The organism is Pseudomonas auratipiscis, assembly GCF_036324085.1.
Lineage (GTDB): Bacteria > Pseudomonadota > Gammaproteobacteria > Pseudomonadales > Pseudomonadaceae > Aquipseudomonas > Aquipseudomonas auratipiscis.
The window spans coordinates 275,039-290,909 of sequence record NZ_JAZDCU010000003.1 but is presented as its reverse complement, the minus strand read 5'-3'; the positions used below and the strand labels follow the sequence as shown (position 1 = coordinate 290,909).

The 15,871-nt window shown below is 54.0% G+C and carries 19 protein-coding genes; 15 read left to right on the top strand and 4 right to left on the bottom strand.

Features of this window, described 5'->3' with window-relative positions:
* Nucleotides 1–119 precede the first annotated feature (119 nt).
* The 3 genes from V0R60_RS06140 to V0R60_RS06130 all read left to right on the top strand — a co-directional run bounded on the left by V0R60_RS06140 (nucleotide 120) and on the right by V0R60_RS06130 (nucleotide 2,681).
* Nucleotides 120–1,154: a L,D-transpeptidase gene (locus tag V0R60_RS06140; protein ID WP_136475760.1), complete on the top strand. Its 1,035-nt coding sequence runs from the start codon at nucleotides 120–122 to the stop codon at nucleotides 1,152–1,154.
* A 99-nt stretch (nucleotides 1,155–1,253) separates the two neighbouring features.
* Nucleotides 1,254–1,976: a murein L,D-transpeptidase catalytic domain family protein gene (locus V0R60_RS06135; protein WP_330078970.1), complete on the top strand. Its 723-nt coding sequence runs from the start codon at nucleotides 1,254–1,256 to the stop codon at nucleotides 1,974–1,976.
* A gap of 141 nt (nucleotides 1,977–2,117) precedes the next feature.
* Nucleotides 2,118–2,681, top strand: coding sequence for a hypothetical protein (locus V0R60_RS06130; protein WP_136475764.1), 564 nt, complete (start codon nucleotides 2,118–2,120; stop codon nucleotides 2,679–2,681).
* Between the two features lie 105 nt (nucleotides 2,682–2,786).
* Here the strand turns inward: V0R60_RS06130 and V0R60_RS06125 are convergent, their stop codons facing one another.
* On the bottom strand, nucleotides 2,787–3,122 hold the full coding sequence (locus V0R60_RS06125; protein WP_330078971.1) for a hypothetical protein: 336 nt from the start codon (nucleotides 3,120–3,122) through the stop codon (nucleotides 2,787–2,789).
* Between the two features lie 191 nt (nucleotides 3,123–3,313).
* Between V0R60_RS06125 and V0R60_RS06120 the strand changes: the two genes are divergently transcribed.
* The 5 genes from V0R60_RS06120 to V0R60_RS06100 all read left to right on the top strand — a co-directional run bounded on the left by V0R60_RS06120 (nucleotide 3,314) and on the right by V0R60_RS06100 (nucleotide 7,362).
* Entirely contained in the window at nucleotides 3,314–3,808 is a 495-nt protein-coding gene (locus V0R60_RS06120) for a GNAT family N-acetyltransferase (RefSeq protein ID WP_136475767.1), read from the top strand.
* 91 nt (nucleotides 3,809–3,899) lie between these two features.
* The gene (locus V0R60_RS06115; RefSeq protein ID WP_136475768.1) at nucleotides 3,900–4,457 is read left to right on the top strand and encodes a GNAT family N-acetyltransferase; all 558 of its coding nucleotides are present in this window, start codon (nucleotides 3,900–3,902) and stop codon (nucleotides 4,455–4,457) included.
* 139 nt (nucleotides 4,458–4,596) lie between these two features.
* Nucleotides 4,597–5,649, top strand: a complete 1,053-nt coding sequence (locus V0R60_RS06110) for a GGDEF domain-containing protein (RefSeq protein ID WP_218571428.1) — start codon at nucleotides 4,597–4,599, stop codon at nucleotides 5,647–5,649.
* Nucleotides 5,650–5,696: 47 nt separating this feature from the next.
* Nucleotides 5,697–6,653, top strand: coding sequence for a sensor domain-containing diguanylate cyclase (locus V0R60_RS06105; protein ID WP_330079115.1), 957 nt, complete (start codon nucleotides 5,697–5,699; stop codon nucleotides 6,651–6,653).
* Nucleotides 6,654–6,729: 76 nt separating this feature from the next.
* Nucleotides 6,730–7,362 (top strand): hypothetical protein, encoded by a 633-nt coding sequence (locus V0R60_RS06100; protein WP_330078972.1) that lies wholly within the window; start codon nucleotides 6,730–6,732, stop codon nucleotides 7,360–7,362.
* Here the strand turns inward: V0R60_RS06100 and V0R60_RS06095 are convergent.
* Nucleotides 7,355–7,546: a hypothetical protein gene (locus V0R60_RS06095; protein WP_136475773.1), complete on the bottom strand. Its 192-nt coding sequence runs from the start codon at nucleotides 7,544–7,546 to the stop codon at nucleotides 7,355–7,357. The two genes, V0R60_RS06100 and V0R60_RS06095, sit on opposite strands and share 8 nt — an antisense overlap.
* A gap of 131 nt (nucleotides 7,547–7,677) precedes the next feature.
* Between V0R60_RS06095 and V0R60_RS06090 the strand changes: the two genes are divergently transcribed.
* The 3 genes from V0R60_RS06090 (at nucleotide 7,678) to V0R60_RS06080 (ending at nucleotide 10,329) form a co-directional block, all read left to right on the top strand.
* Complete coding sequence (locus V0R60_RS06090) at nucleotides 7,678–8,661, top strand: DUF1852 domain-containing protein (protein WP_330078973.1); 984 nt, start codon at nucleotides 7,678–7,680, stop codon at nucleotides 8,659–8,661.
* Between the two features lie 26 nt (nucleotides 8,662–8,687).
* The gene (locus V0R60_RS06085) at nucleotides 8,688–9,722 is read left to right on the top strand and encodes a methionine synthase (RefSeq protein WP_330078974.1); all 1,035 of its coding nucleotides are present in this window, start codon (nucleotides 8,688–8,690) and stop codon (nucleotides 9,720–9,722) included.
* Between the two features lie 97 nt (nucleotides 9,723–9,819).
* The gene (locus V0R60_RS06080; RefSeq protein ID WP_330079116.1) at nucleotides 9,820–10,329 is read left to right on the top strand and encodes a flavin reductase family protein; all 510 of its coding nucleotides are present in this window, start codon (nucleotides 9,820–9,822) and stop codon (nucleotides 10,327–10,329) included.
* Between the two features lie 111 nt (nucleotides 10,330–10,440).
* Here V0R60_RS06080 and cynR read toward each other — a convergent pair whose 3' ends face one another.
* Nucleotides 10,441–11,340: a transcriptional regulator CynR gene (gene cynR, locus V0R60_RS06075; protein ID WP_330078975.1), complete on the bottom strand. Its 900-nt coding sequence runs from the start codon at nucleotides 11,338–11,340 to the stop codon at nucleotides 10,441–10,443.
* Between the two features lie 111 nt (nucleotides 11,341–11,451).
* Here cynR and V0R60_RS06070 point away from each other — a divergent pair, with 111 nt between their 5' ends.
* The 4 genes from V0R60_RS06070 to V0R60_RS06055 all read left to right on the top strand — a co-directional run bounded on the left by V0R60_RS06070 (nucleotide 11,452) and on the right by V0R60_RS06055 (nucleotide 14,188).
* Nucleotides 11,452–12,093, top strand: coding sequence for a carbonic anhydrase (locus V0R60_RS06070; protein ID WP_330078976.1), 642 nt, complete (start codon nucleotides 11,452–11,454; stop codon nucleotides 12,091–12,093).
* Nucleotides 12,094–12,122: 29 nt separating this feature from the next.
* Nucleotides 12,123–12,593, top strand: coding sequence for a cyanase (gene cynS / locus V0R60_RS06065; protein WP_203541049.1), 471 nt, complete (start codon nucleotides 12,123–12,125; stop codon nucleotides 12,591–12,593).
* Between the two features lie 74 nt (nucleotides 12,594–12,667).
* Nucleotides 12,668–12,907, top strand: coding sequence for a DUF2790 domain-containing protein (locus V0R60_RS06060; protein WP_203478326.1), 240 nt, complete (start codon nucleotides 12,668–12,670; stop codon nucleotides 12,905–12,907).
* A 57-nt stretch (nucleotides 12,908–12,964) separates the two neighbouring features.
* The gene (locus V0R60_RS06055) at nucleotides 12,965–14,188 is read left to right on the top strand and encodes an amidohydrolase family protein (protein WP_330078977.1); all 1,224 of its coding nucleotides are present in this window, start codon (nucleotides 12,965–12,967) and stop codon (nucleotides 14,186–14,188) included.
* A gap of 182 nt (nucleotides 14,189–14,370) precedes the next feature.
* On the opposite strand, the gene V0R60_RS06050 is transcribed toward V0R60_RS06055, so the two are convergent.
* Entirely contained in the window at nucleotides 14,371–15,624 is a 1,254-nt protein-coding gene (locus tag V0R60_RS06050; RefSeq protein ID WP_330078978.1) for a ferredoxin reductase family protein, read from the bottom strand.
* Nucleotides 15,625–15,871: the final 247 nt, after the last annotated feature.

Genomic DNA, 15,871 nt, shown 5'->3' with positions numbered 1-15,871 from the left:
GCAGGGATATTGCAAGGTTCATCATTACCTGTCTGGTTTGCACCGCTACCATTAGGGTATTTGCCCGATGGCGAATATTCCGCTTAAGCTCGCATCATCGTGCTATGAGGATGGATTCGATGTTGCACATACCGCTCGGAATGGGTCTTTTGCTTGCCGCCGCGTTGATTGAGGCCGCTCCGCTGCAGGTGCCGAGCCCGGCCGAGCTCAGGAACCAACTCGAAAGTCTCAAACCCGGTCAGTTTCTCTGGTACCCGCAGGTCTCGCCGGTGGGGCCGGTAACTGTGGTAGTCAGCCTCACCGAGCAACGTGCCTACGTTTATCGCAATGGCATCGCCATCGGCGTCAGTACCGTGAGCAGCGGCAAGGCAGGGCGGGAAACCCCCACTGGGGTCTTCAGCATTCTGCAGAAAAAGGTCGAGCATAAATCCAGTCTCTACAACAGCGCACCGATGCCGTACATGGAGCGCCTGACATGGGACGGCATCGCCCTGCACGCAGGCCATTTACCGGGTTATCCCGCGTCGCACGGCTGCGTGCGCTTGCCGTTGGAATTTGCCAAGAAGCTGTATGAAGTCACCGGTTTCAGTTCGACCACCGTCATCGTTTCCGACACCCATAGTGCACCGGTGGAGGTCTATCATCCCGGTGTGCTGGCGCCTACGGTCAGCGAAGGTAAAGCCCAAGGTCCGCTGGTGTTGAACAACCAACAGTTCTGGAACGATCCAGACCCGACGGCGGGGCCTCTGTCGATCCTGATCAGTCGCGCCGACTTGCGCGCCTATGTGTTTCGCGGCGGTCAGTTGATTGGCTCGGCGCCAGCACTGTCACCTGAAAACAGTCGACCTCGCAGTGGAATGGCGGTGTACTCCCTGCTGCAAAAGCCCACCGCCCTGGCGCTCGACGCCGCGTTACCCTTACGCTGGTCGGTGGTTGCTTTAAGCAACCCGGAGTACGGGAATACACCCTATGAACAATTGGGGCAATTGAACATGAACCCGGAATTTCGTCGTCATCTACATGCGGCGATGGACGTCGGCACCATGTTGGTGATCACCGATTGGGCGTCCACTCGGGATACCCGCAGCGAAGGAAAATTCACAGTGATCAGCACCGAAGACAGCGAAGAACTTAAACCGTTGGTCAAGAAATGATCGGAAATCCCGCAAAAATCAAGCATGGTAGCGGGCTTTGAGCGGGCTTTGCTGGCAAATAAGCTGAGCCAGCAGACAGGTTTTTAAAAAGGATAATCAATGTCGATGTTCGAACCATTGCGGGGAGCCATCCGGCTCTCAGTGGCCAGTGTTGGCCTGTTACTCCTCAGCGCTTGGCATACCGCCTTCGCGCAGGCCCTGCCTAGCGCCGCCGAGCTGCAGCAATTGGCGCCGAACGCCAGTCTTTCCACCCTGGCCCTGGCACTCACCGCTTATTCGTGCGCCAGTCACAGCGATGGGGACAAGTTGCTGACGGTGATCGATTACTCCAAGGCCTCACGTGACAAGCGCTTGTGGGTGTTTGACTTGCGCGCCAGGAAACTGTTGTTCGAGGAGTGGGTGGCCCATGGCAAGAACAGCGGCGCAGATGTGCCGACCACGTTTTCCAACGTCCCGAACAGCTACCAATCCTCCATCGGCCTGTATGAGACCGGTAAAACCTATAGCGGGAAACACGGCCGTTCGTTGCGTCTGCAAGGGCTGGAGCCGGGGTTCAACGACAACAGCATGTCGCGGGCGATTGTCATGCATGCTGCCGCGTATGCCGATCCCAAGGTCGTTCCTGGTCTCGGTCGTCTGGGTCGCAGCCAAGGATGTCCTGCCGTTCGGCCAGCCATTGCCGGCAAGCTGATCGATACACTGCAACGCGGTAGCTACGTGTTCGCCTACTATCCGCAAAAAGACTGGCTGAAAAAATCGCGCTACCTCAACGACCAGAGCTGCCCGATGGCTGATCACACACTTGCCAGCATCGGTCAATAGCACGTTCTGCAGCTCGGCATCTGAGCCTACGGGCGCAAGGCTTACTGGACCTGGGCGCAATCCCTCTGCTGAGTGATTGCGTCAAACAATTGGTGTCAATTTGCTATCATGGTCACCATCGTCCAAGTAAGGAACTGCATCATGAGCTCGCGTGCGAGAAATACGTTCTGTTTGCCTTTTTTTCTGCTGCTTGCAGCGTTTTCTTCTAATGCTGACGCTGGCCAGTTTGTTATCGACATGCATACCGATGAAGGTCGAAAACTGGCGAAAACCATGGGGACCGATAGATACCGCTATGCGTTGTTTAACGAGTTCAGCAAGGACAAGCCTTATAGCGCCATTGCGCTTAGCAATTCGGAGGGTTTCAAGGGCGAGACGGTGGTCTACAACGCGGTTGTCAATGCCACTGACCAGGGGGCGCAAATGATCTTCACGCAGTTTGCCGATTGCGGAAAGTTGCAAACCAACGAGAGCTTTATCGAGGTTAGTGACCAACCGATCAAGGTGCTGTATGAGTGCCGTGAGGACAAGCCAGGCACTAAAGTTTCGATCTTTCTGCCATTCTCCGATGCAGCCCAGAAATTCATCTACGACGCCTTCGCGCAAGGCGTTCCGGTGAAAGTCCGAATGGGCGCGCACCCCGTGGTATTCCCGGCGGACGGCTTTTTGGACGCATGGAGCGTGAGAAACAAGAAGGTGCTTTGACTGGATCGCTCAGGAAGTTACTGCGCGGGGGGCGTGCGGCAAATCAAGGGAGGGGTGGTTTAAGGCCGCCACGCCCTCCGTGGCGGATGATGGTGCAACCTAGGTTTACCTCATCGTGATTGCCCACGTGATAAAGCCCGCAATTCCCGTGGTGCAGGTCAGTGCGGTGAGAAACAGGCCGTCGATCAATTTTTCCAACACGTGATTTCGGTTCAACTTTCGGGTGCGTAGGGCCCAGTACGACAACAGTGTTGTGATCAAGTACAAAATGGCATTGATCGCAAGAAAGTCATCGCCCAGGGAGTCCTCACTTCTCAATGTGCTGACCACTTGAAAAATACCGATAACCGTAATGCAGACGCCCACCATCGCAGCGGAGGCGGTAAAAATATGAACACAAACGTCTTCATTCAGGCTGACAGGAGACTTTGTTTCACTCATGGCATTTTCCCTCGCAAGGGTTAATAACCGGATCGGTATACGGACAACCGCGCAACATTGTGCAGTGTAGAACAGGCATGGGGCACGCAAAAACTGGGCCCCTGTCCAAACAGTATCTCTGTTCCCAGAAAGAAAACGGGACTGAAGCGAGATATTTCTATTATGTTGTTCGTATTTCAATCGAGATCACCATGACAACTCCCATCTTCCGAAATGCGACGGCACAAGATACCGATCGCTGCTTCCAGATCGAGACCGCGGCTTACGAAGGCGATGAGGCGGCGACGAGGGAAAAAATCGCAATTCGAATCGAGCAATACCCCCAAGGCTTCCAGGTCATGGAGCTTGGCGGCCAAGTCATTGGTTTCATCAACTGTGGTTGCGCTCACAAGGTCGTGATGTCCGACGAAGCTTTCAAGGAATTGATTGGGCACGATAGCGAGGCACCCAACGTGGTCATCATGTCGGTTGTGATAGACCCGGCTTACCAAGGTAAAGGCTACGCGTCATTAATGATGCGCACCTTTATTCAAAGTATGCGGGCCAAGGGCAAACGATCCATCCATTTGATGTGCAAGGAGCGTCACGTGGCGCTTTACACGCGTATGGGATACCAGTATGTGCAGCCTTCGACTTCCGATCACGGGGGTATGTCGTGGCATGAAATGGTGATGGACATTCAATGATTTCAAGGAGGCAGTTCCAGGCCTCAGTGGCATTTGCAGCCGAAGCGGCAGGCCACAAAACCTTTACGCCACGTGCACAGGAATGAATGCTATGGATTGCCTTCCAACGTTGCTCACCGATCGCCTGATTCTCACGCCCTTGCAACTAGACGATGCAGCTGAAATACAGGAGCTGTTTGCGCAATGGGAGGTTGTTCGTTATCTCGATAGTCGTGTGCCTTGGCCGTATCCGGATAACGGAGCGCTCGTGTATGTGCGTGATGTTGCCCTGCCAGCGATGGCTGCGGGCCGTGAGTGGCATTGGATGATCCGTACCAGAAGCCAACCCGGGCGTTGTATTGGAAGTATCAGTCTGTATGAGCAGTCTGGGAACAACAGAGGCTTCTGGCTTGCACCACAGTGGTGGGGCAATGGCTACATGCGGGAGGCGTGCAAGATCATTAACGCTTACTGGTTCGAAACACTGTCGCGTCCGCTTATGCAGGTGCCCAAGGCCGTCGCCAACATCGCCTCACGAAAAGTATCGGAGCACGAGGGAATGCGCATGGTAGGGGGGCGAGAGGGTCATTTTGTCTCTGGGCCCATGCAGGTGGAAATATGGGAAATCACACGAAATGAATGGCTCGAACGGGCTCATAACGGCCTTTAGCCAGTAGACAATGGGGGCGGCGTCTCGTACCGTGTAGAGCGCAAGCTTGGTGTCAGTCTTTTCTTACGCCTCGACTGCCAGCGATTAGTAAACACCTGAAGAGTGGAACTCATAAGCGGGCCGCAAGGAAGCAAATGACATGCAAGCAATGCATTCAAAAAGCCCTTATAAAGTCGACGCTCGTCCCGGGTTTTGGCAACTTTCAATGCGCTGCTGCTTATTGGCGGGGAGCGTTGATGTCGCGTTTTTCTTTATTTTTCTTACACTTGACTCCCCCATTCTGGCCTGGATAAACGTGATCAGCGTGGCCATGTATGTGAGCGCCTATCGTGCGCTCATCCAGCGGCGCAACCGGCTTGGCTTTGTGTTGATTCAAACGGAAGTGCTGGTGCATGCAGGGCTGGGAACGGTGCTGATTGGTTGGGACAGTGGCTTTCATTATTATTTGCTGATGTTCATTCCCGCACTGTTCGTCAGCACGCGCGCCCGCATCGCATGGATCCTCGCTGGATGTTTGTGGATCTACTACGCAGGGCTGCATGTGCTTATGTGGTATGTGCAGCCTCTGCAACCCATCCCCTCAAACGCCTTGTTGGGTGTGAATATTTTCAACCTGACCGTGGTGTTCTTCATGTTCAGCTATCTTGCGCTGTTTTATGTGATCACGGTAACCCGTGCGCACACAGAACTGTCGCGAATGGCAACGACAGACTCGTTGACCGGCCTGCTCAATCGCCGGCAGATCATTGCCCTGACCGAGAAGGTACTGGCACGCCACCATAGGCATCCCACAGACCTCACCTTGATGTTGATGGATATAGATCACTTCAAGCAGATCAATGATGAGCACGGACATGATGTTGGTGATCGGGTGCTCATCGCGGTAAGCCAACACTTGCAAAACGCAATGCGCGAACAGGACTTTATTGGTCGCTGGGGCGGTGAAGAATTTCTTGGGGTGCTGCCGGACACCGATTTTGGGCAGGCGGCGCAAAGCGCTGAGCGCCTGCGCCTGGCAATCCAGGCGCTGGAGATTGACAGCCACGGCAAGAAAATCTCCGTGACTCTGTCCATCGGCATCACCCAATACCGTGCAGACGAGGCGTTGAGCAATACCATCGCACGGGCCGATCACGCGCTTTACAAAGGCAAGTCATCGGGGCGCAACAGGGTAGAAGCCATTCATGTTTGAGCGCCCACTTACTGATATGGACCTGAGGGCTATTGTGTATGTCCGATATGAGCGAGTTTGTGAATGACAGTGAGGTGTACAAAACCTTACTGGAGTCGACCAAGGCGATTCCTTGGAAGATAGATTGGGCCTCGATGAAATTCGCCTATATCGGCCCTCAAATCGAGGCGTTGCTGGGCTGGAGTCCTGAAAGTTGGGTGAGCGTCGAAGACTGGGCTATGCGCATGCATCCAGAAGATCGCGAATATGTGGTGAATTTCTGCGTGACACAATCCCAGGCTGGCGTTGACCATGAGGCGGACTACCGAGCGCTGACCAAGGACAATGGCTATGTGTGGATTCGCGACGTGGTGCACGTGGTGCGCAATGACAAGGGTGAGGTCGAAGCACTGATCGGTTTCATGTTCGACATCAGCGAACGTAAGAAGACCGAGGACCAATTGCTGAACTTGCAGAAAGAGCTAGAGGTACTTTCGTTCAAGGACGGGTTGACGAACATTGCCAACCGCCGCCGCTTCGATAGCTGTTTCGAATTGGAGTGGGAGCGGGCGCGCCGCGAGCGCCAGCCACTGTCTCTGCTGTTGTTGGACGTCGATTTTTTCAAGCAGTACAACGACTTGTACGGACATATTCAAGGCGACAAATGTTTGATAGCGATTGCCCAGACGCTGAGTTTGGCATTGGACGGCCCTCGCGATTTGGTGGCTCGCTTTGGAGGTGAAGAGTTCATCGTGCTGCTGCCCGGAGCCGATGCAGAAGTGGCGCGAAAAGTTGCTGACCGCTGCCAGCGGTTGATTCAGAAGCAGTCCATCGTGCATGCGTTATCGCCTCATGGACACCGCGTCACTGTCAGCATAGGCGCGGGCTCGGTCGTGCCAGGTGAGGGGGGAAAGCCTACAGACTTCATCAGCGCCGTAGACCAGCAGCTGTATGCCGCTAAAAACAATGGACGGCACCGCATTGAATATGTGGAGTTGGAGGGGTTAGCGGGTCTGCAGTTGTAATATGAGATTAAGTTATAACGTTATTGTGTACTGATTGTAATAAAGTTAAATTAAAAAACATGCGTTGGATTGATTCATGAAAAGTATTTTGATTGCAGCTGTCTTGTTTGGTTCTGCGCTTTCCTTGAAGGTTTCCGCGAACGCATTGGAAGTCGAGCATACGCTAATTGAGCAGCGCTGGTATGCTTTCAATGAAGTGGTAGAAAAGCGAAATAGATATGAGCGGGTAGATCTTTCCCGCGGGTACATCGAATATTACTTCGAGGGTGATAAGTACGACCGAAAATATCCAGAAGAGAACGTGTCATCGCGTGCAAAGTTTTATTCTAATCATGGGGCCGTTGGAACCTATGCGGCTGCTGATTATGAGACTGCATTAGACAAGGCGTGCGTAGATGTTGTCTCTGGCTCTCTAGAATCATTTAGAGGTAGCTACGAAAACTCCAAAAGATCTGACAGGCAACAATATAAGCGTATGGTTGTGGGCATAAGGTCTTTAACGTATAAAGGCCCTGAGTATAATTTCAAGAGCCCTTCGTCCTGGTCGCCCGTAGCGTTGCCGAAGGACAAAAGAAGCCTTCTGTGTGAGATTTATGAAGTCAAGAGTGAAGCGAGCGATGTGAAATACATTGTTTATGCGGCTTCAGTAGCAACCGCTATGTTTGACGAGATTCATACGGCGCCACTGCCCGATAAAAAGCTCAAGTAATAAACGTTTTTTGCGCTGCTGCTGCGGCAATCATTGCTGTGGCATTAGCTGAATCAACCCTGAGGCTGTGAGCTGCATAGTGGAAGCCTTTCTGGCGATAGCCCTTGGCGCTGATCCTTCCTTCGATCATGAACGCGTCTAATGTTCCGTTGAAATCAATTCGTTTTTGTTCATGCAGGTACACCCCATAAAATACGGGCTGCTCTTCACGATAGGTAACCTAAAGGCTGCCACGGGAGAAAACAGAACGTTGGCCACATCTGAAAGGCAACCAGCTCATTCAGACATGGCGCGAAGAATAGGGTGGCGCACACGATGAACAAGGAATTCACCTTCTCTATCAAGAGCATCTGCTTTGATGAGAACTACGCTCCCTCGGACAGTACCCGAATCACGACTAACTTTGCCAATTTGGCCAGAGGGGCGAGCCGTGAAAATAATCTGCGCAATACGCTGAAGATGATAGACAACCGCTTCAATGCTCTGGCGCACTGGGACAACCCCAAAGGTGATCGTTACACGGTCGAGCTGGACATCATTTCCGCTGAAATGAAAATCGATGCGCAAAGCCGAGGCCATGCCATCCCGCTGATTGAAGTGTTGAAGACAACGGTTGTTGATCGAAAAACCGGCGAGCGTATCAATGGCATCGTTGGTAATAATTTCTCTTCCTACGTACGGGATTATGATTTCAGTGTGCGGTTGATGGAGCACAACAAGAATCAGGCTGGGTTCAGTACGCCAGATGACTTTGGTGATTTGCACGGGAAGCTATTCAAGTGCTTTGTCAATTCAAGTGCCTACAAGGCGCACTTTAACAAACCGCCTGTTATCTGCCTGAGCGTTTCGAGCGCCAGAACTTACCATCGAACCGAGAATCAGCATCCTGTGTTGGGCTTTGAGTACCAGCAGGACGCGTACTCGCTGACGGATGAGTATTTCAAGAAGATGGGTTTGAAGGTTCGCTATTTCATGCCGCCGAACAGCGCTGCGCCGCTGGCCTTTTATTTTTCAGGCGATCTGCTGGGTGACTACACCAACCTAGAGCTGATTGGCACCATCAGCACGATGGATACCTTCCAGAAAATCTACCGGCCGGAGATCTATAACGCTAACTCGGCGGCTGGAAAAGTCTATCAGCCGAGCTTAAAGAACCAGGACTACTCGTTGACGCTAATCGTGTATGACCGAGAGGAGCGTAGTCGGCTGGCTACAGAGCAAGGAAAGTTTGCGGAAGAACAATTTATTAAGCCCTATCAAGCCGCACTTGAGCAGTGGTCTGTTAGCTGCGCTCATTGATTAATTGAAAGCTAAGGTCATCCTTCATGAAGAAACTGTTGCCCACTTCTACCGCTGGCAGCTTGCCCAAGCCGTCCTGGCTTGCTCAACCTGAGACCCTTTGGTCACCTTGGAAATTACAAGGTGATGAGCTGGTTGAGGGCAAGCAAGATGCGCTGCGCCTGTCGCTGCATGAACAACAGCTGGCCGGAATCGATATCGTCAGCGATGGCGAGCAGACTCGTCAGCATTTCGTAACGACCTTTATCGAGCACCTGGACGGCGTTGATTTCGAAAAACGTGAGACGGTAAGGATTCGTGATCGTTACGATGCGAGCGTGCCGACTGTCGTGGGTGCCGTCGCTCGGAAAAAGTCGGTCTTTGTTGAAGACGCCAAATTTTTGCGTCAGCAAACCGGACAGCCTATCAAGTGGGCCCTGCCAGGGCCGATGACGATGATCGATACCCTTTACGATGCGCATTACAAGAGCCGTGAAAAACTGGCCTGGGAGTTTGCCAAGATTCTCAACCAGGAAGCCAAAGAGCTGGAGGCTGCCGGGGTCGACATCATTCAGTTCGATGAGCCTGCATTTAACGTGTTTTTCGATGAGGTCAATGACTGGGGTGTTGCCACGCTGGAAAGAGCGATTGAAGGGCTTAAATGCGAAACTGCTGTGCATATCTGTTACGGCTATGGCATCAAAGCCAATACCGACTGGAAGAAGTCGCTGGGGTCGGAGTGGCGGCAGTACGAAGAAGCCTTTCCCAAGCTGCAAAAATCCAACATCGACATCGTCTCGCTGGAGTGTCACAACTCCCATGTACCCATGGATCTGATCGAACTCATTCGAGGCAAGAAGGTGATGGTCGGCGCCATTGATGTGGCCAACCATGCCATCGAAACGCCCGAAGAAGTGGCCAATACCCTGCGAAAAGCACTTCAGTTCGTCGATGCCGACAAGCTCTATCCATGCACCAACTGCGGGATGGCGCCCCTGCCTCGTCGAGTCGCCAGCGGCAAGCTGAACGCCTTGAGCGCCGGCGCAGAGATCATTCGCCAAGAGCTTCTGAACGGGCGCTGAGCCGCTTTCACAATTGGAGAAGGCTGCAGACAGCCAGGTTGAATATTGGGCGGCTTCCAGCCTTTCTTCACGTTATCCGTACTTTTTAGGATCTGTCATGTCACTCCCTAGTAATGCCATCGAGCCTTTGAGCTTTCGCGAAGCGCTCGGGCACTACGCATCCGGTATTACAGTCATCTCGTCACACGTTGATGACGAGGCGATAGGCTTCACCTGCCAATCGTTCTTTAGCGTGTCGATGAATCCGCCATTGGTGTCATTCAGCGTGATGTCCACCTCGGCCAGCTACCCCAAAATTCGCCAGGCAGGTCGATTCGCGGTCAATATCCTGTCGGGCGAGCAGGTCAATATCTCCAATCAGTTCGCTCGGCGAGGCACGGACAAATGGCACGGCGTCGACTGGCAGGAATCACCGCTGGGTAATCCGGTCATTGTTGGCAGTCTGCACTGGCTGGATTGCGAAATTCACGCCGAGCACGCTGCAGGTGATCACTTGATCGTGATTGGGGAAGTCAAGGCGTTAAACCTGCAAACAGCTGCTGCAAGGCAGCCATTGTTGTATTTCAAAGGGCAGTATCGAAATCTCGCCGCACATGATGCGGTGTGAGCGTTAAATTTCGTGAGATCAGGGATAGCAATCCCTTCGACATTGTCGCTTCGAGGGCGCTTTCCAACTTAGAAGCGGTCGCGGACGCGATAAAAGCCCTTCGTATTCCTGCTATTCATTTGCCTTGTTCGTCAGACCTCCAGCCACTTCCTTGGCCAGCGCCATAAACGCCCGCGCAGCTGCGGATTGATAGACATTCTTGCGCTGCATCAGTACCGCTGTGCGTTCTAACCGATGCGGCCCTAACTCAACAGACACCAACTCTGGGTGCTCTCGCGCTATGGCGGCCGGCAGCAAGGTCGACAGCGTGGTTCTGCGAACCACCTCAATCAACGCACCAATCACATTGGCCTCCATCACCACGCGCGGGCGGATGCTGTGTTGGTTACAGTAACGGTCGATCTGCTCGCGGGTGGCGAACGCTTTGCTGAGTAGAATCAGCGATTGCGCATTCAGCGTCTCCAGATCGATAGCCCGCGCACCGGCCAACGGATGTTGGCTACCAACGACCAAGGCAAGCGTTTCAACCAGCAGGGGATAGGCCTCGATGTCTGGCGCATGCCCCTCATCAAACGCAATCCCCACATCCAGTTCGTCCTTCAGCAGTAGGCTCTCCATGAGTTCCTGGGCGAGTTCATGCACGTTCAGCGTAATGTTGGGGTAGCGGCAGTGAAAGGCTTCCACCAACGGCCCAATCAGGTAGGTCGTGAAGGTTGGCGTCACTGCTATACGCAGCGTTCCTCGACTTAAATCGCCCACATCATGGATCGCGCGCTTGCCTTCGCGCAGCTCCTGCGCCGCCCGCAACGCATAACGCAGATAAACCTCCCCAGCATCGGTCAGGCGTGTTTTGCGCCCTGAGCGATCAAACAACTGCGCGCCGAGGCTTTCCTCCAGCTGGCGTACTTGCTGCGACAGCGCCGGCTGCGAAACATGCAGTGCAGCTGCCGCACTGGTAAAGCCCTGATGTTCCGCGACCGCTAGAAAATACTGAATATGGCGCGCAAGCATGGTTATACCCATAAGGTTATCTAATGGGTTTTATCATATATCAGACTTTTACCTTATTGCATGCACTCCGTAACCTTTGCCTCATCGCATCGCGAACCAACGGAGTCAACCATGCAAGACATCATCGACGGTTTCCTTAAATTTCAGCGCAATGCCTTTCCTGAACGTGCCGGTCTGTTCAAAGACCTGGCCAACCAGCAGAGCCCACGGGCGTTATTCATCTCTTGCTCCGACAGCCGGTTGGTGCCGGAGCTGGTCACACAGCGTGAGCCGGGCGACCTGTTCGTCATCCGCAACGCGGGCAACATCGTGCCGTCCTACGGCCCTGAGCCGGGCGGTGTGTCCGCTTCGGTGGAGTACGCCGTCGCAGCCTTGAAAGTCAGCGACATCGTGATCTGCGGGCATTCCGACTGCGGCGCCATGACCGCCATCGCCTCATGTAGTTGCCTGGATCACATGCCCGCCGTGGCTGGCTGGTTGCGCTACGCCGATTCCGGTCGGGTGGTCAACGAGGCCCGTAATCATCTTGACCAGCAGGCCAGAGTCGCCTCGATGGTGCGTGAAAACGTCATCGCGCAGTTAGCCAATATTCAAACACATCCCTCGGTACGCCTCGCACTGGAAGAAAAACGCGTGACGTTACATGGCTGGGTCTACGACATCGAAAGCGGCTGCATCCAGGCCTTCGATAGCAGTACCAAAAAGTTCGTGCCGCTGGCCGAAAACCCTACCGCTTGCGCTACTGCGCACTAACCCTGATTTCTACCCACGGAGATATCACCATGATCCAGTCTCAAAATAGTCAAAACGCTCGCCTTGCCCTGACCGAAGTCATCCTTTTGGCCAAGGCCCGCAAAGACTTGTCGTTCGCTCAGATTGCCGAAGGCACCGGCCTGCACGAAGCCTTTGTCACCGCCGCCTTGCTCGGCCAACACCCACTGCCGGCCAACGCTGCCCAAGTGGTTGCCGAAATCCTGGGTCTCGACGCAGATGCCGCGCTCCTGCTGCAGAGCATCCCGCTACGCGGCAGCATCGGCAACGGCATTCCCACCGACCCTACCGTTTACCGCTTCTACGAAATGATTCAGGTATACGGCACCACGCTCAAGGCTCTGGTTCACGAGAAATTTGGCGACGGCATCATCAGCGCCATCAACTTCAAACTGGATGTCAAGAAGGTCGATGATCCAGATGGCGGCTCCCGCGCGGTGATCACCCTGGATGGCAAGTACTTGCCGACCAAACCGTTCTGATCGCTCGCCCCATGGGCCCGGCGCTGCATAGCTGCCGGGCTTCATCTTAGAAGTCAGGAAGAGGGCATCTGAACTTGAAAGCGTTACTTGTAATGATATTCGGCGTTTTTTGTGCTGCGGCGATGGCCGATGAGCCGCTACCGATTGAGCAATACAGCTATTCCCAGCATCTGGACATCGACCACGTCATTTCCATCAGTGAAGTCCCGAACGTCTGCGCCGTGGTACCCGTGCGTATGACCTATGAAGACTCCAAGGGCCAGAAGCACATTCTTGAATACCGAGTGATGGGTAACGGCTGTTCCAACGGTTGAGCCGCCCATGGTTTTTTTTCGATGCGCCTGAGGGCAACAATATAGAGAGCTAACGTCATGGATTTAATCTTTCGCAATGTACGCATCGACGATACAAAACCACTGATGGACGTAGCGGTGCACAACGGCAAAATTATTGAAGTTGCGCCGACAATTTCAGCGCAAGCCGAGCAGGAAATCCAGGGGCATGGCAACGTGCTGATCCCGGGTTTTGTCGAAGGGCACCTGCACCTGGAAAAAGCCAATATCATGCACCGCAAGGCCAATCGCTCCGGCACATTGAAAGAGGCGATAGCGGTTACCGCCGAGCTGAAACCCACGTTGACTCGCGACGATATTTTCGAGCGTTCGACTCAAGCTCTACGTGCATTGGTGCAGGCCGGCACCACCCACGTCCGAGCCCACGCCGAATTCGATCCGGTGCAAGGCTTCACCGGCTTTGATGTGGTGCTGGAGTTGCGCGATAAGCTACGCGGGGTCATCGACATCCAAGTGGTGGCGTTCCCGCAGGAAGGCATTCTGAAACTACCGGGCATGCAAGCAATGATGGTTGAGGCCATGGAGAAAGGCGCAGATGTTGTGGGCGGTATTCCTTACAACGATGACTCGGCCCATGAACACATCGACTACGTATTCAACCTGGCCAAGCGCTACGGCAAGGACATCGACTTCCATCAGGACTTCGCCGACAACGCCGAGCACATGACCATTGAATACCTCGCGCGCAAGACTATCGAGGAAGGCTATCAAGGGCGTGTGTGTGTTGGTCACCTGACTAGCCTCAGCGCAGTGCCACCGCCCAAACAGCGGGAGATTATTGCCTTGATTCGTGAGGCCGGCATCAGCGTCATGTGCCTGCCCGCCACCGACTTGCACCTCGGTGCGCGCGGCGACGGCCACAACGTACGCCGCACCCTGACGCCGGTGCGGGCACTGCGTGACGGCGGCGTGAATGTGTGCCTTGCCACCAACAATATCCGCAATGCGTTTACCCCGTTTGGCACCGGTGATTTGCTCAATATTGCGCAATTGGCAATACCGGCCTGCCACCTTGGCGGGGCCGATGACCAGGCCACGGTGTTGTCGATGCTCACCACCCATCCGGCGAAAGCGCTGAGGCTAAAGGATTATGGATTGGAGCCGGGTGCCTTTGCTGACTTGGTGTTGCTGGATACACATTCGGTTAGTGATGTAATTCTCGACCTGCCCACACGGTTGATGGTGCTTAAGCACGGGAAGATCGTGGCGACGTCGGTCTGTCAGCGCTCGGTGGTTTTCTGATCACGCGCGCTTGCCTGAAACAGTGGATACAACGTCAACGTGCGCACCTTCGTTCGCCAGCTTCCTCAAATTGTGGTGGGCCGCTATGTGGCAATCACGGCCTTCCAGTTCAGGTCGTAAATTGAACACCTGCCAGCTGATCACGCGTTCCTGGGCGCATGCTCAAGCCTGCTACACCGGGTTCAACGGAATTCGAAGCGTTCGAAGTGCAGATTTTCTTTCGGGATCCGGTTGATATCCATTAGCTCATGCACCTTTTCCAGTAAACCTTTGGGGCCGCAAAAACTTACGTGAAGCTTGTGTGGTTTGGTTTGAGCTACCGCTTGGCGCAGCGTTTCGGCCAACTGTTCGACACCCCCGGCATTACCAACGAATTGAGCCCCACGCATCTCTGCCAAGGCTTGCAACTCTTCGGGCGGAGGGAAGGCGCGTGAAGGCGTGAAGCAATAAACCAGCGTCGCTTTTTCGAAGTCTGTTGCGTCTGGGTCTTGCAACCAGGAAATGAAGGGCGAAATGCCCACACCTGCGCCGACCCATATTTCCCGCTCGGCTTGAGAGGCGCGCTTAAAACGACCGTAAGGGGCGTAAATAGTGGCGCACATGCCGACTTTGGCGCACTCGCAGAGCTTTTTGGTGTAATCCCCCAGCCCTCTGATCACGAACGAAATTTGCCCATTCGGACCGTTGGCGCTAGCGATCGTGAAGGGGTGTGGCTCGCGCAGGCCCTTTTGCTGTATGGCCAGAAATGCGAACTGCCCAGCGTTGAAGTCAAATCCTTTATGGATCGGCTCCAGCGTCAAATGCAGTGCATTGTTTACTCTATTTACAGCTGTTACCCGGTACTCGCCCGCGCGCGCAACAAATGGGTATAGCACCAGCTTGTAGAGGGCGGCGAGCACACCCAGCCCGCAGAACAGCGTCAACCAGATACCCGAAGGGCTGCGCAGGGTGATCGGTGATTTGAAACTGAGCCAATGCAAAATCACAATCAGGAACAATGGGCCGGAAAGCTTGTGCCACCACCGCCATACGCGGTAAGGAATGTTGCGGTTTAGCGCCAGCAGCACGATCAGACCCAGTGCAACATAGCTCAACTGGCGTACCAGTCGCGTCCAATATTTGGGTAGTTCCAGGATAGGCACACTGTTCCAAACATCCAGATTCGCTTTGAACACGAAATGATACGAGGCAAACACGAGCGCCCATATACCGAGCCACTTGTGGGACTCATAGACGCGATCCAGGCCACCAAAGAGACTCTCAACTACTCCCCAGCGACTGGCAAGTACGCAGGAAACTGCCATGTAAACCAGGGCGGTAGCCCCGAGTACCAGGCTAAGGGTTGCTGACGTTAGCCAAGTATCGACAGGTACTTCTATCAGCACCGTGAGTGCCGTAATCAGTAAAATTCCGAGTATGCAATGCGAGGTTTTCAACGCGAATACTCCACCCATGGAATCGTTGTTACAAGACTGAAGTCACACCCTACTAGGGCGTTTCGGGAGCTTCAAACCCTAGCAGCGCGCTGAAATTGTGATATGACCTCAGTCATAGCCTGGGCAAAAATTCGAGAAATACGCTTCTACACACCACACTCCTGCACGGCGTACCGGCTTTTTTCCTGCGTACCTAAACCAGCATGTCCTCTTTGCTTTTGGCTCGTATGCGCCCTCCAGTCATGAC

Bases quoted from the DNA above. Each gene is read 5' to 3' on its own strand.
- V0R60_RS06080 (WP_330079116.1), top strand. From the start codon at position 9,820: ATGTCACTCCCTAGTAATGCCATCGAGCCTTTGAGCTTTCGCGAAGCG.
- V0R60_RS06110 (WP_218571428.1), top strand. From the start codon at position 4,597: ATGCAAGCAATGCATTCAAAAAGCCCTTATAAAGTCGACGCTCGTCCC.
- V0R60_RS06070 (WP_330078976.1), top strand. From the start codon at position 11,452: ATGCAAGACATCATCGACGGTTTCCTTAAATTTCAGCGCAATGCCTTT.
- V0R60_RS06100 (WP_330078972.1), top strand. From the start codon at position 6,730: ATGAAAAGTATTTTGATTGCAGCTGTCTTGTTTGGTTCTGCGCTTTCC.
- V0R60_RS06115 (WP_136475768.1), top strand. From the start codon at position 3,900: ATGGATTGCCTTCCAACGTTGCTCACCGATCGCCTGATTCTCACGCCC.
- V0R60_RS06140 (WP_136475760.1), top strand. From the start codon at position 120: ATGTTGCACATACCGCTCGGAATGGGTCTTTTGCTTGCCGCCGCGTTG.
- V0R60_RS06130 (WP_136475764.1), top strand. From the start codon at position 2,118: ATGAGCTCGCGTGCGAGAAATACGTTCTGTTTGCCTTTTTTTCTGCTG.
- cynS (WP_203541049.1), top strand. From the start codon at position 12,123: ATGATCCAGTCTCAAAATAGTCAAAACGCTCGCCTTGCCCTGACCGAA.
- cynR (WP_330078975.1), bottom strand. From the start codon at position 11,340: ATGCTTGCGCGCCATATTCAGTATTTTCTAGCGGTCGCGGAACATCAG.
- V0R60_RS06120 (WP_136475767.1), top strand. From the start codon at position 3,314: ATGACAACTCCCATCTTCCGAAATGCGACGGCACAAGATACCGATCGC.
- V0R60_RS06055 (WP_330078977.1), top strand. From the start codon at position 12,965: ATGGATTTAATCTTTCGCAATGTACGCATCGACGATACAAAACCACTG.
- V0R60_RS06135 (WP_330078970.1), top strand. From the start codon at position 1,254: ATGTCGATGTTCGAACCATTGCGGGGAGCCATCCGGCTCTCAGTGGCC.
- V0R60_RS06085 (WP_330078974.1), top strand. From the start codon at position 8,688: ATGAAGAAACTGTTGCCCACTTCTACCGCTGGCAGCTTGCCCAAGCCG.
- V0R60_RS06125 (WP_330078971.1), bottom strand. From the start codon at position 3,122: ATGAGTGAAACAAAGTCTCCTGTCAGCCTGAATGAAGACGTTTGTGTT.
- V0R60_RS06105 (WP_330079115.1), top strand. From the start codon at position 5,697: ATGAGCGAGTTTGTGAATGACAGTGAGGTGTACAAAACCTTACTGGAG.
- V0R60_RS06090 (WP_330078973.1), top strand. From the start codon at position 7,678: ATGAACAAGGAATTCACCTTCTCTATCAAGAGCATCTGCTTTGATGAG.